We start from the raw sequence: 13,876 nt of genomic DNA, 5'->3' as shown, positions 1-13,876 counted from the left end.
CTTTCGATATGCTCGGCGCTCTTCGAGGCGCTGACTGAGACTTTTCAACGTTTTACCTAAGCGAATCAACACTTAACTCATCCTACGCCACGAAAATGCCATATTTGCGGTACTTTTGCCGAGAATACGGAAATCCCCCTGACATTATTCCGGCCGCATCCGGCCCATCCGGCATATTGGTTGCGCTAACATCGGATTGGTTGCGCTAACGATGCGAAACGAGGGTATCGGCCCTTGAAAACTTGGTGCTATGGATGTGCATCGCTAGCCACGTCGGCCATTTCAAAAAGGAGCGAACCCATGGACCAAGGTACGGTCAACCCATCGATGAAACTTGAGGATCAAGGCATCACAGGGCTGGGTTATGTCTATTACAACCGCTCTGAGGCCGAACTGCACGAGGCAGCCGTTGCGGCGGGTGAAGGTGTGACAGGCAAAGGCGGAACATTCCTTGTCACCACAGGCAAGCACACAGGACGCTCGCCCAAAGACAAGTTCGTCGTCAAAACCGATGGCGTCGTTGATACGATCTGGTGGGAGAACAACCCCCCGATGGACCCCGCGAAATTTGATGTGCTCTACGCGGATATGCTGGAGCACATGAAAGGCGGCACCTACAACGTGCAAGATTTGTTTGGTGGCGCCGACCCGGCACATCGTCTTGATGTGCGCGTTGTGACTGAACTGGCTTGGCATGGATTGTTCATCCGCCACCTGCTGCGCCGCCCGGACGCAGCAGAGCTTGAAACCTTTGTGCCGGATTTCACAATCATCAACTGCCCCACGTTCCAGGCAGACCCCGAAAAGCACGGATGCCGGTCCGAGACTGTCATCGCACTGAATTTTGAGGCCAAGCTGATCCTGATTGGTGGCACGGAATACGCGGGCGAAAACAAAAAGTCCGTTTTCACCCTGCTCAACTACCTGCTGCCTGAAAAGGGCATCATGCCCATGCACTGCTCGGCCAACCATGCCCCGGGCAATCCGGTCGACACAGCCGTATTCTTCGGCTTATCAGGGACAGGTAAAACAACGCTTTCCGCTGATCCAACCCGGGTTCTGATCGGTGACGATGAACACGGCTGGTCCGAGCGCGGCACTTTCAACTTCGAAGGTGGCTGCTACGCCAAAACAATCGGCCTCGACCCCGAAGCAGAGCCGGAAATCTACGCCACCTGCTCTATGCCGCATACGGTGATCGAAAACATGGTTTTCGATCCTGAGACGCTGGAACTGGACTTTGAAGACGACAGCCTGACTGCAAACATGCGTTGTGCCTACCCGCTCAACTACATTTCCAATGCGTCTGAAACGGCCTTGGGCGGTCACCCCAAGAATATCATCATGCTGACCTGCGATGCTTTCGGCGTGCTGCCTCCGATCGCGCGACTTACGCCAGCGCAGGCGATGTATCACTTCCTGTCCGGTTTCACATCAAAGGTTGCCGGCACAGAACGCGGTGTAACCGAGCCCGAACCCACATTCAGCACCTGCTTTGGCGCCCCCTTTATGCCGCGCCGTCCTGAGGTTTACGGCAACCTGCTCCGCTCGAAAATCGCAAGCCATGGTGCAACATGCTGGCTTGTGAACACCGGCTGGACAGGCGGTGCATACGGAACAGGATCACGGATGCCGATCAAGGCAACACGTGCGCTTCTGTCTGCGGCGCTCGACGGGACACTGATCGAAAGCACCTTCCGCAAGGATGCCCACTTCGGATTTGAAGTGCCGATATCCGTGGATGGTGTCGACGATAAGCTGCTGAACCCGCGTGACACATGGGCAGATAAAGAAGCCTATGATAAACAAGCGGCCAAGCTGGTCACAATGTTCAGCGACAACTTTGAAAAGTACGTCCCTTTCATTGATGACGACGTCAAAGCAGCTGCAATCGGGTAAAATAACGTAAGGTGGATCTTGATCCACCTTCCCCCTTCCCTACCCCATCAGCCCGCGCCGGATCAGGTTGACGCCTGCAATCACGAGTACCCAAAGCGTGACACGCCGGAATCGCTCTTGATCAAAGCGGTCACCCAAACGGAACCCGAGCCACATTCCTATCAGTGCAGGCAATACAAGTGCTGCGGAAAATCCCCATGTCTGGGCATTCAAGATGCCTGACTGCAGATGCCCCAGTAAAAGCATCACGGACCCGAGCCCGTAAATCACACCCTGCACAGACATCTGGCTTGAACGCGGTGTGTTCAATGCAAGCAGATACAGAACTGTGGGTGGTCCCCACGTTCCTGCCAGTCCGCCGAGCGTTCCTGCCAGTGCGCCTGCAATCCATTCAAAAGGCCGCCGCCATCGTGGTGAGATCTGAGGGCGCCACCCGACGAGTTGAATAATGCAGAGACCGACAACCGGCACGCCAAGCACGATAAACATGACATTGCCGGGGATGCTGCGTACAAATTGCGCTGCCACAAGGATCATCACGCAAACCACCAGCACGTAGCGCCAGTGATCTTTCAGAGCTGCCTGTGCATTGCCAAACCCCGAACGCGCTACCTGTAGCGCATTGCTGATCACGATGGGAAAAACAATGCCAGCAACAACCAGTTCAGGTGGAATCAGAATACCCATGCCGGAAATCATGATCAGCGGCATTGCGAACCCAACGGCACCTTTGACAAATCCGCCCAGCATCGTAACTGCAAAGGCGAAAAGAAAAATCATAGGGGTGAGAAGAGGCGAAAATTCAGGCATATAGTCTCTTACGACATTGGATACAGCATGCCAGCAGGAAATTCGCTGCGACACTTTTGTTCGTTTAATGATATATTTGTGAATATTTATTGCGCTGCAACTGCATTATGATTATCTCTGCACCTGCAAATTGAACGGAGTCGAAAAATGCCGCATGATGGACAGGATATGACGTTGAACCAAAGCCCCCTACTGGGCGACCTTTTGGCGCTCACCGCTGCCTCCATTCCTGCGGTCGAAGACGTGCTTGCACGCGCCAAGGAAGCTGTGCGCGCGATTGTCACCGACGGCGCGCGCATCTCGGGTGCGCTGATCGAAGAGAACCAGACCGCAGCACATGGTCTGGCATGGCTGGCGACCTACGCACAGTCTTTGCAGCAAATGCAGAAGTGGGCCGAACGTCTGCAGGCCGAGGGCAAATTTGGCGAAGTTGAGCAGTTGCTGCACCAGATCGCCTTTGGCGAATATCTGGCGCAAATCTCTGGCGGCATCCCGATGAGCCAAGGAGAAATTCTGCGCCTGCAAGACATCGGACTAAACCAGGATGACATGCCCGCACTGATGGAACCCGCCGTCATGACGTTGACGCGGTCCGGCAACACGCAGGCCGCCCGCATGCGGCTTGTTACGCTGATGGAAGAGCAGTCGGCCAATATCACCGTCGGGGCTTCCGGCCTTGATGACGAGCTTGAGATGATCCGCGAGCAGTTCCGCCGTTTCAGCATCGACCGCATTGAACCACACGCCCACGAGTGGCACCTCAAAGACGAATTGATCCCGCTCGAGATCATCGACGAGATGGCCGAGATGGGCGTCTTCGGTCTGACGATACCGGAAGAATACGGCGGCTTCGGCCTTTCCAAAGCGTCAATGTGTGTGGTGTCAGAAGAATTGTCGCGCGGTTATATCGGCGTCGGTTCGCTCGGGACACGTTCGGAAATCGCAGCAGAGCTGATCCTCTGCGGCGGCACCGAAGAGCAAAAACAGAAATGGCTCCCCGGCCTTGCATCGGCCGAGATCCTGCCGACGGCCGTTTTCACAGAGCCCAACACAGGGTCCGACCTTGGCAGCCTGCGCACCCGCGCCGTCAGGAAAGGCGACGACTGGGAAGTGACCGGCAACAAGACGTGGATCACCCACGCCTCGCGCACGCATGTGATGACTTTGCTGGCGCGCACCGATCCTGACACCACCGATTATCGCGGCCTGTCCATGTTCCTGGCTGAAAAAACACCCGGTACGGACGAAAACCCCTTCCCGACCCCCGGCATGACCGGCGGCGAGATTGAGGTGCTGGGCTATCGCGGCATGAAGGAATACGAACTAGCCTTTGACGGCTTTGCAGTGAAGGGTGAAAACCTGCTTGGCGGAGAAACCGGCAAAGGGTTCAAGCAGCTGATGCAAACCTTCGAGAGCGCGCGCATCCAGACCGCTGCCCGTGCTGTCGGCGTTGCCCAATCCGCACTGGATGTGGGCATGCAATACGCCCAGGACCGCAAGCAGTTTGGAAAATCCCTGATCCATTTCCCCCGTGTTGCCGGCAAACTTGCCATGATGGCGGTCGAGATCATGGTCGCGCGGCAACTGACGTATTTCAGTGCACATGAAAAAGACAACGACCGCCGCTGCGACCTCGAAGCAGGCATGGCGAAACTCTTGGGCGCGCGCATCGCTTGGGCCTGCGCAGACAACGCGCTGCAAATCCATGGCGGCAACGGTTTCGCGCTTGAATATAAAGTCAGCCGAATTCTTTGCGACGCGCGGATTCTGAATATCTTTGAAGGTGCGGCCGAAATCCAAGCCCAAGTGATTGCACGCCGTTTGCTGGACTAAGTTGCTTTTGCCTCACGCGCGGCTAATTGGTTGCGCGTGAGTGATAAGGAACGCCAAGTGCCCAAAACCGTCCTGCTGACCGGCGCATCCGGCTATATCGCCAAGTATATCGTGCTCCAGCTTCTTGAGGCAGGGTATCATGTGCGCGGCACCGTCCGCAGTCTTGAACGTTGCGCGGAAGTGATTGATGCCCTGCGCCCGCACCTGAGCGACCCTTCCATGCTTGATGACAGGCTGTCCTTCATCGCCTTGGACCTGACAGCGGATGACGGCTGGGAGAGCGCAATGGACGGGGTGGACGTGCTGATGCATACCGCCTCACCCTTCCCAATGACCCAACCCAAGAACGAAGACGACCTGATCCGGCCTGCCGTTGATGGTGCGCTGCGTGCACTGCGTGCGGCCCATAACGCCGGTATTTCGCGTGTGATCCTGACGTCCTCCACCGCCGCGATCAGCGGCTCCGCCTTGCCCGCAGGGGACACATCCTTTGACGAAACCAACTGGACCGACCCCAGCGATCCGGACACATCTGCCTATACGCGATCAAAGACACTGGCCGAGCAAGCGGCGTGGGATTTTGTGCGCGACATTGCGCCCGACCTGCACCTGACAGCCATCAACCCCGGCTTTGTCATTGGCGCGCCACTCGACCATAAATTCGGCACATCCGTTTCAGTGATTGAACGGATATTGCGCGCCAAAGACCCGATGTTGCCGAATTTCGGTTTCCCCACTGTCGACGTCCGTGATGTGGCAGAAATGCATGTGGCCGTAATCGACAAGCCGCAAACATACGGCCAACGGATCATGACAGTCGACAGGTTCATGCGCTTCGTCGATTTGGCAAAAGCGATCAAGACAGCCTATCCTGACCGCAGGATCGTGACCCGTGTCGCACCCGATTTCGTCGTGCGGTTTCTGGCAATTTTCGACCCAGCGATCAAATCCATCACCCCGGGCCTCGGGCGTGTGGACAAGCTGAATAACGCGCGCGCAATTGCCACACTGGGGCGTGGAATGCGACAAGCGCATAAGTCTGCCGTTGAGACAGCGGCCTATCTAATCGACAACAAACCGGCCTAGGCCCGCATGATCGCATCAACCAGCCGCGCACGGGCACCTGGCATCGGGCGCTCGCCCAGGCTTTTGATCAGACGATGTTCGATGAAATAACCTGTGGTCCCCAGCGCCTTGGCGATCTCGGGATTTGAGGCATCCCCCTTCCCGGCTAATACCGGCGGCAGCGGAAGCATGCGGTCGGCCCATTCACCCGCAGCCTCGCGGCTGACAGCACGGCCCGATTTCGGAGACACAAAGACGAGGTCTTCATTCACACCGCGCACGGCACAGGCCGAGAGATCAAGGCCAAATCCCATTTCCTCCAAAAGCGCCTGTTCCCAGCGCAGATAGGCCAATGGCCAGATCTCGGACTGCCCTAAAAGATCAAGCAGCCCGATCGTGCGATCATAGAGCGGGCCGTGTGTCTCGCGTTCCGGCAAGACCATGGTCAAGAGGCTACACACCGCATTCAGCCCCGCCAAAGCGAGCCTGTCACCCATCGCCACCGCTGCACGGCTTCGGATCGGCTCAACCGTAAAGCTCCCAAGATGGCTATCCAGCCGCGCTTTCCAGGCCACCGCCACTTGCGCACCGGGTTGCAGGACTGGTGCCAGCTTGCGACTGGTCCCGCCACGCACAACGCCCGCATGACGGCCATGTGCCGCGCTGAACACCTCGATGATTACAGAGTTCTCACCAAAGGGGCGCGACGACAGAAGTGCGGCTTCATCTCGCCATTCAATCATAGGGAAAACGTCCGTTTCATTTGCGCATAACAGACCGGGATCGGCGCAGTTGCAAGCGCCGCGTTGCCTGCACAGGTGCGTCGCCTCCGACGGGGGAGTATTTGGGGCAAGATGATAACGACCACCTTGCCCCAGAGACGAACCAAAGCTCATCACCTCGCGTGGCCATCGGCTCTCCAGCCTGTACCGTGACAGCAGTCTCGGATGACTTGGTTAAAGATGTCTTATCATCTTGCCAAAAATACTCCCGCCGGAGGCATAAAAGTCAATCTAACCCCGGTTCATCCAGCAGGTGACGTCCTTGGCGATCTTCCACCTCGATCACCCACAAATCCGGATCAAAGCCACGCTGCCTGACGATCGAGGCGTCAACCTCCGCCTCATCGCCCTCAACCAGCACCATCCATTTGCGTTCGCCGGTCATCAGATCAAAGCTGCGCTGATAGCAGCAGGCCTGCCCATCCAGTGTATTCAGCTTGACCAAGACGGCACCTGCGGTGCTGTCGCCGCGCTGAACCACAAAGGCGGGAATTTCAGTCAGGCGCAGCCGCGTCAGATAGGCCGAGACCCAGATGTCCGCCGTCAGCTTCAAGCGTTGCCGTCTTTGAAATCAAGCCCCATCTCGGAATACCGTTCGGCGTCTTCCAGCCAGTTGGGGCGAACCTTGACCTTCACAAACAAATGGACACGACGACCAAGGAATTCTTCAAGCTCTATCCGTGCAGCCTGACTGATCGCCTTGACGGTCTCGCCGCCTTTGCCCAGGACAATGCCTTTATGACCGTCGCGCGCGACATAGATCAGCTGGTCAATGCGCGCCGATCCATCGGGGCGCTCTTCCCAGTTTTCGGTTTCAACCGTCAACTCGTAAGGCAGCTCCTGATGCAGACGCAGGGTCAGTTTTTCGCGGGTCATCTCGGCGGCGATCATGCGCATTGGCAGATCGGCAATCTGGTCTTCAGGGTAAAGATACGGGCCCTCGGGCACCTGTGTGACCAGCCAGTCGCGCAGCGCGTCACAGCCATGGCCACGTTCCGCCGAGATCATGAATGTCTCGGCGAAGGGAAACGCCTCATTCATCTCTTTCGTCAGTGCAAGCAGCACTTCGGATTTCACTTTGTCGATCTTGTTGATCGCAAGGGCCACCGGCGATTTGCCTGACCGCTCGGACAGGGTTTCCAAAATCGCCTTCACACCTGGGGTGACACCACGGTGCGCCTCGATCATCAAGACCACAACATCCGCATCGGCGGCCCCGCCCCAAGCAGCGGCCACCATCGCCCGATCAAGGCGGCGGCGCGGTTTGAACAGGCCGGGTGTGTCGATAAAGATCAACTGCGCGTTTTCCGCCATAGCCACACCGCGAATACGGGCGCGGGTGGTTTGGACCTTATGGGTCACAATCGACACTTTCGCGCCGACCATGCGGTTCAGAAGCGTCGACTTTCCGGCATTGGGTTCGCCGATCAGGGCGACAAATCCGGCTTTGGTTGGGACGTCAGTCATTGATCGACTTTCTTTAAAAGAGCGCTTGCCGCCGCTTGTTCGGCCTGGCGTTTTGAGCCGGCTGTGGCCTGCTCGGATGCGCCAGATGCCAAGCGCACCTCAATGGTAAACATAGGCTGGTGGTCAGGTCCAGTGCGGCCCACCTCGATATACTGCGGTGGCACCTCACCGCGGGCCTGCGCCCATTCCTGCAGGGCGGTTTTGGCATCGCGCGCATCATCGGCGACGTTGGTGATCCGCGCGCCCCATAACCGTAGAATGGCAGCACGTGCGGCGTCGAAACCGCCGTCCTGATATATCGCCGCAATGACCGCTTCCATCGCATCGGCAAGCAGCGCCTCTTTCCGGCGACCGCCCGATTTCATCTCGGAGCGCCCCAGTTTCAGCACCGCCCCCAGATCAATCTGGCGCGCCACATCCGCACAGGCCTCGCGGCGCACCAACGCGTTATAGCGCGGAGCAAGCAGGCCTTCTGGCGCAGAAGGGTCAGCCGCAAGTAGCGCCTCGGCCATAACGAGCCCCAAGACACGGTCACCCAAGAACTCGAGCCGCTGGTTGTCATCCCGGTGCGGGCTGACGATGGACGAATGGGTCACCGCCCGGATCAGCAACTCGGGCGTTTGGAAACTATACCCTAGCCTTTTGGAAAAGGCGGAAAGTTCGGCTGAGAGCTTCAATCGAGGGCCGTGAGAAAACGGTCAGAACGCCATGTCCAGAATGCGAACATCGAACGCCCTGCAGAAGAGAACATCACACGGTCAGCACGTCCCACGATATCCTTACGCTCGACAAAGCCAACACCGTTTGCCGCTGGAGACACGCGGCTGTCGGTCGAATTGTCGCGGTTGTCACCCATGAAGAAGAACTGCCCTTCCGGTACGGTGAAGACGCCCGTGTTGTCCGTCGGACGCGGTCCAATATCCAAGATCGCGTGGCTGACGCCATTCGGCAGCGTCTCGATCGCGCGGTTCTTTTCACAAGAAGCGCCGGAGCCGACCGGACCGTTCGCACACTGCGGGCGCAAACCAAGTGGGCCTTGTGGTGCCATGGTTTCGGTAAACACACCTGCGGGTTCAACCTGAACCGGAACATCATTGATCTGCAGCACACCGTCGACCATCTGAATACGGTCGCCAGGGACACCGATCAGACGCTTGATGAAATCCCGGCCGTCTACAGGGTGACGAAAGACCACGATATCACCGCGTTCGGGGTCCGAACCGAAGATACGATCTTCGCGATCCTCGATAAAGCCGCAGAAATCATCCGCACCGATATCAATGCCCAACCCCTGAATGCGGATCGACGGACAGGATGCATAGGAATAACCGTAAGCCATCTTGTTGACGAAAAGGAAGTCACCGATCAGCAGCGTATCTTTCATTGATCCCGAGGGAATCCAGAACGGCTGAAAAAAGAGTGTGCGGAAAATGCCGGCAATCACCAGTGCCCAGAATACGGTTTTCACTGTATCAATTAGCCAGGCGATAAATCCTGTTTTCTCGGCCATTTTCTGATCCTTGCAATAGGTTTGTGGCTACATGAGCCTGTGGGACTGCCCTGTCAAGCGATGGGGCGTGCCTCGATCACCACAAAGGCCTGTGCCCAAGGGTGATCGTCGGTCAGCGTGACATGAATAATGGCCTCATGGCCCTCCGGCGTCATCTGGTCGAGGCGCTCTTTGGCCCAACCGGTGACAGCCATGACCGGTTGGCCTGTGCGCAGATTGGACACCGCCATATCCTTCCATGAAATGCCCATCCGCAAGCCCGTACCCAAAGCTTTCGAGCACGCTTCCTTGGCGGCCCAGCGCTTGGCGTAAGTGCCCGCCACGTCTTTGCGGCGCTCGGCCTTGCGCTGCTCGACGTCAGTGAACACGCGATCGCGGAAACGGTCACCGAAGCGGTCCAATGTGCCTTGTATCCGTTCGATATTCGCAAGATCAGTGCCAATGCCCAAAATCATGCGTCACCCTTTGCCGCATAGATATGCGCGACGCGCTCTTCCTGAACACCGCCAAAAAAATCGAACGCCCTGTCGCAAGCCGCATGGAAATCCGAAATCTTCAGCTTCGGAAACCGGAAATAGGTATCTGCTATATTTTCCTGTTGGGCCGCAAAAATCACCCGCCCGATCCCGGCCCAGCGCATCGTTGCCAGACACATCTCGCACGGCTGACAGGATGCAAGAAGCGTTGCCCCCGACAGATCGCGATCACCGGCGGCTTTGGCGGCCTGCGCAATCGCCACAACCTCGGCATGGCGGCTGGGGTCGTCGCTGTCACTCACTTCGTTGCGAGCCGTTGCGATAACTTGACCGTCCAGAACGACAGCAGCGGTGAAAACGATGGCGCGGCCTGCCGCATGCAGTGCGCAAGCATGATCCGTCACAGCACGCATCGCGTCCTGTTCTACCTTAGTCATGGTCATCTGCTTGGCTGTCACGCCCGCGCCTCATCCATGATGCGGCGCATCTCGGCAATTGCCGGGCCCAATCCGCGGAAAATCGCTTCACCGATGATGAAATGCCCGATGTTCAGTTCCATCACCTGCGGCAGTGCAGCGATTGGGCTGACGCAGTCATAGGTCAGACCATGACCTGCGTGAACTTCAAGGCCCAGATCATGGGCAAAAGCGGCCATATCCGTCAGCTTGCGCAGCTCGTCATCGCGCACATCAAAGCGACCTTCTGCATGGGCGTCGCAATAAGCGCCGGTATGCAGTTCGATCACTTCGGCGCCGATGCGATGCGCCGCTTCGATCTGGCGCTGGTCGGCGGCGATAAAGATCGACACACGGCATCCGGCGTCGCGTAGCGGGGCGATATAATGGGCCAGCGCGTTTTCCTCGCGCGCGACCTCCAGTCCGCCTTCTGTTGTGCGCTCTTCGCGCTTTTCCGGCACAATGCAGACAGCATGGGGCTTATGACGCAAGGCTATCGCCTGCATCTCTGCCGTAGCGGCCATTTCGAAATTCAACGGACCTTTGAGCGCGGCCATCAAGCCTTCGATATCGGTGTCCGTGATGTGGCGGCGGTCCTCGCGCAAGTGTGCAGTGATCCCGTCAGCGCCGGCCGCTTCAGCCATGATCGCTGCGCGCACAGGATCGGGCATGGCACCGCCGCGCGCGTTGCGGACAGTGGCAACATGGTCAATATTCACACCAAGGCGCAAAGCATTTGTCATCGTTTTTCGTCCTTCCGTTGGTCAGGCTATTGGCCGGATCCTTGTTCAGGTGATGTCTTTTTCTTCAACTGGTCAAGCTTTGCCAGCAGCGCTTTTTTGCGGCGGGTCTGATAGGCGCTGATCACCGGAACAGCCAGGTAATAGGCGATCGTTGCGGTAATCAGCCCCGGAAGGATGCCGCCCACCAGATAGGGAAAGAAAACATCGTCATAAAAGACCTGCAAACCGCGCCAGTTGATCGGGTCCGGCGTAAATATTGCAACGACGTTGTTCCAGAGGTCATAGCTTGCATCAGCGAACTTTTGACCAAGATGGTCATTGCGGCCGGGTGGCAGCCCCAAAAGCCATGAGCCCAGACTGATCGACAGAAAGCCGATGGGCGGAAAGGTCAGCGGGTTGCCAAAGAACGTCGCCATCAGGGCGGCAAGGATATTGCCACGCATCAAACGCGCGATGATCGCGGCAAAGACAAAGTGCAGACCAAAAAGCGGTGTAAAGCAAACGAACACGCCGGCCCAGATACCACGGCTGATTTTCTGCGGTGTATCGGGCAAACGGCGGACGCGATGTTTGACGTACTCGAAGGCACGGGTCCAACCACCACGAGGATAGAAGAAATCCAGCACGATCTGCCAGATCGCCCGTCTATCCCTACGTTTGAAGACCAATACTCGTCATCCTTCCCTGCGCGGCGTACCCGCTCCCAAGATCGCTAGTCCTGGATCTTTGTGGCGTTTGATTGACGACACATTACTTTCCGCCTCAAGCGCTGTTTGCACGCGGTGCAGATGCTCAGCGTCGCGCAAATCGACATCAATCAACAATCTAAAATAGTCTGGCTTGCGGTCAATGAACTTGAGGTCAGAGATATTGGCGTTCTGTTCGCCAATCAATGTGCAAATACGCCCCAGCACGCCCGAGTCGTTCGCGATCGTCGCATCGAATGTCACGGTGTTGACCGCGCCATGTGTGCCCTCCTGCCAATGCAGGTCGATCCAGCGCTCCGGCTGATCTTCGTAATCCACCAGTGCCGCGCAATCAATCGCATGCACGACCACCCCGTGACCACGAAAGGTGATGCCCACAATCCGTTCGCCCGGCACAGGTTGACAGCACGCACCACGCTGCTGGATCTGATCCGGCGCAAGGCCGACCACGGCCCGCCCCTGATCAATCTCTTCGCCCTGCGCATTCTCAAGCTCTGGATAGATCGCGGTGACCACCTTGCGTCCGGTGATTTCGGCACTGCCCAAGCGGGCCAGCAATTCGTCGACGCCATCAATGGCCAGCGCCTTGGCTGCCGTCTTGAGCGCCTTTTCGGTGCTTTTCTTGCCCACATTTTCAAAGGCCACGCGCGCGAGTTCGCGCCCCAGTCGGACAAAGCGTTCCCGGTCTTCTTCGCGGAGCGAGCGGCGAATAGCGGTCTTGGCGCGGCCGGTGACCGCGATATCAATCCAAGTGGCCTGCGGCGTTTGCCCTTCGGCGGTAATGACCTCGACAGACTGACCATTCTTCAGACGGGTCCAAAGCGGCACGCGCAACCCGTCCACCTTGGCGCCCACACAGGCCGAGCCGATCCGCGTGTGGATCGCATAGGCAAAATCAATCGGCGTCGCCCCGCGCGGCAGCTTGATCACATCGCCCTTGGGCGTAAAGCAGAACACCTGGTCCTGATACATCTCGAGCTTGACGGCTTCGAGGAATTCGTCGTGGTCCTGATCTTCGTCCAGACGTTCCGTCAGCGACGAAATCCAGCGCACCGGATCAACGGCAAAGCGGTTTTCAACCCGTTCACCGTTCTTATAGGACCAATGCGCAGCAACGCCTGTTTCGGCAACTTCATGCATCTCGCGGGTACGGATCTGCACCTCGACCTGCTTGCCGTCACGGCCCGACACGGTGGTATGGATCGAACGATAGCCGTTGGATTTCGGCTGGCTGATATAGTCTTTGAACCGCCCCGGCACAGCACGCCAGCGCTGATGGATGACGCCCAGAACGCGGTAACAATCCGCCTCGGTCGCCACGATCACGCGGAAACCGTAGATATCGGACAGGCGGCTGAACCCCTGTTCTTTCTCCTGCATCTTGCGCCAGATTGAATAAGGCTTTTTCGCGCGGCCCGCCACGTCGGCCACGATGTTGGCCTTTTCCATTTCGACACGCATGTCGGCAGTGATCTTCTGAATCACATCGCCGGTTTCACGTTGCAGCGTGATAAAGCGGCGAATGATCGAATTGCGGCCTTCGGGATTAAGGACGCGGAAAGACAGATCCTCGAGCTCTTCGCGCATCCATTGCATACCCATGCGACCCGCAAGCGGGGCGAAGATATCCATCGTTTCACGCGCCTTCTGGGCCTGTTTTTCAGGGCGCATGGATTTGATCGTTCGCATGTTGTGCAACCGGTCGGCCAGTTTGACCAAGGTCACCCGCAAATCGCGCGACGTCGCCATAAAGAGCTTACGGAAATTCTCGGCCTGTTTGGTCTGAGTCGAGGTCAGTTGCAGATTGGTAAGCTTGGTGACACCGTCAACAAGCTCTGCGATCTCGCGGCCAAAGCGTTTTTCGACTTCGGCGAAAGAAGCTTTGGTGTCTTCAATCGTGTCGTGCAGCAAGGCTGTGATGATGGTGGCATCGTCCATCTGCTGTTCGGCCAGAATACCCGCGACAGCAACAGGATGCGTGAAATACGGCTCACCCGAATGGCGGAATTGCCCTTCGTGCATCTCTTCACCAAAGGCGAAGGCATCGCGCAGCAAGGCGTGATTCGAATTTGGATTGTAAGTGCGGACCAGCGCGATCAGATCATCTGCAGTCGTCATCCGGTCGCGCG

General features: G+C 57.6%; 14 protein-coding genes. 3 read left to right on the top strand and 11 right to left on the bottom strand.

Annotation, left to right across the window (positions count from 1 at the left end; translation table 11 throughout):
• Nucleotides 1–300: 300 nt before the first annotated feature.
• Nucleotides 301–1,899, top strand: coding sequence for a phosphoenolpyruvate carboxykinase (locus C7964_RS02975; protein WP_110278178.1), 1,599 nt, complete (start codon nt 301–303; stop codon nt 1,897–1,899).
• A 39-nt stretch (nt 1,900–1,938) separates the two neighbouring features.
• On the opposite strand, the gene C7964_RS02970 is transcribed toward C7964_RS02975, so the two are convergent.
• Nucleotides 1,939–2,709 carry a sulfite exporter TauE/SafE family protein gene (locus tag C7964_RS02970; RefSeq protein ID WP_110278177.1) on the bottom strand — a complete coding sequence of 257 codons (771 nt, stop codon included), beginning with the start codon at nt 2,707–2,709 and terminating at the stop codon, nt 1,939–1,941.
• Nucleotides 2,710–2,856: 147 nt separating this feature from the next.
• Between C7964_RS02970 and C7964_RS02965 the strand changes: the two genes are divergently transcribed.
• A complete protein-coding gene (locus C7964_RS02965; RefSeq protein WP_110278176.1) occupies nt 2,857–4,542 on the top strand; it encodes an acyl-CoA dehydrogenase family protein in 1,686 nt (561 codons plus the stop codon).
• Between the two features lie 57 nt (nt 4,543–4,599).
• Nucleotides 4,600–5,628: an NAD-dependent epimerase/dehydratase family protein gene (locus C7964_RS02960; RefSeq protein WP_110278175.1), complete on the top strand. Its 1,029-nt coding sequence runs from the start codon at nt 4,600–4,602 to the stop codon at nt 5,626–5,628.
• Here the strand turns inward: C7964_RS02960 and recO are convergent.
• The 10 genes from recO to C7964_RS02910 form a co-directional block, all read right to left on the bottom strand.
• Complete coding sequence (recO, locus tag C7964_RS02955; RefSeq protein WP_110278174.1) at nt 5,625–6,350, bottom strand: DNA repair protein RecO; 726 nt, start codon at nt 6,348–6,350, stop codon at nt 5,625–5,627. The genes C7964_RS02960 and recO overlap by 4 nt on opposite strands.
• A gap of 265 nt (nt 6,351–6,615) precedes the next feature.
• Nucleotides 6,616–6,942 carry a DUF1491 family protein gene (locus tag C7964_RS02950; protein ID WP_110278173.1) on the bottom strand — a complete coding sequence of 109 codons (327 nt, stop codon included), beginning with the start codon at nt 6,940–6,942 and terminating at the stop codon, nt 6,616–6,618.
• Nucleotides 6,939–7,856, bottom strand: a complete 918-nt coding sequence (gene era, locus C7964_RS02945) for a GTPase Era (protein ID WP_110278172.1) — start codon at nt 7,854–7,856, stop codon at nt 6,939–6,941. Before era ends, C7964_RS02950 begins: the two co-directional genes overlap by 4 nt.
• Nucleotides 7,853–8,533: a ribonuclease III gene (gene rnc / locus C7964_RS02940; RefSeq protein WP_110278171.1), complete on the bottom strand. Its 681-nt coding sequence runs from the start codon at nt 8,531–8,533 to the stop codon at nt 7,853–7,855. Before rnc ends, era begins: the two co-directional genes overlap by 4 nt.
• Nucleotides 8,530–9,366, bottom strand: coding sequence for a signal peptidase I (gene lepB / locus C7964_RS02935; protein WP_110278170.1), 837 nt, complete (start codon nt 9,364–9,366; stop codon nt 8,530–8,532). The genes rnc and lepB overlap by 4 nt, the downstream gene beginning before the upstream one ends.
• A gap of 53 nt (nt 9,367–9,419) precedes the next feature.
• The gene (acpS, locus tag C7964_RS02930; RefSeq protein ID WP_110278169.1) at nt 9,420–9,821 is read right to left on the bottom strand and encodes a holo-ACP synthase; all 402 of its coding nucleotides are present in this window, start codon (nt 9,819–9,821) and stop codon (nt 9,420–9,422) included.
• Nucleotides 9,818–10,279, bottom strand: coding sequence for a deaminase (locus tag C7964_RS02925; protein ID WP_286163726.1), 462 nt, complete (start codon nt 10,277–10,279; stop codon nt 9,818–9,820). The genes acpS and C7964_RS02925 overlap by 4 nt, the downstream gene beginning before the upstream one ends.
• Before the next feature lie 17 nt (nt 10,280–10,296).
• Nucleotides 10,297–11,040, bottom strand: coding sequence for a pyridoxine 5'-phosphate synthase (locus C7964_RS02920; RefSeq protein ID WP_110278168.1), 744 nt, complete (start codon nt 11,038–11,040; stop codon nt 10,297–10,299).
• Nucleotides 11,041–11,066: 26 nt separating this feature from the next.
• The gene (locus C7964_RS02915) at nt 11,067–11,708 is read right to left on the bottom strand and encodes a DUF2062 domain-containing protein (RefSeq protein ID WP_110278167.1); all 642 of its coding nucleotides are present in this window, start codon (nt 11,706–11,708) and stop codon (nt 11,067–11,069) included.
• A 6-nt stretch (nt 11,709–11,714) separates the two neighbouring features.
• Complete coding sequence (locus C7964_RS02910; RefSeq protein ID WP_110278166.1) at nt 11,715–13,865, bottom strand: RelA/SpoT family protein; 2,151 nt, start codon at nt 13,863–13,865, stop codon at nt 11,715–11,717.
• Nucleotides 13,866–13,876: the final 11 nt, after the last annotated feature.

This window comes from Loktanella sp. PT4BL, assembly GCF_003201935.1.
Classification (GTDB): domain Bacteria; phylum Pseudomonadota; class Alphaproteobacteria; order Rhodobacterales; family Rhodobacteraceae; genus Yoonia.
Note: the sequence above shows the minus strand (reverse complement) of the source record. Positions and strands in the feature narration are given on the sequence as shown.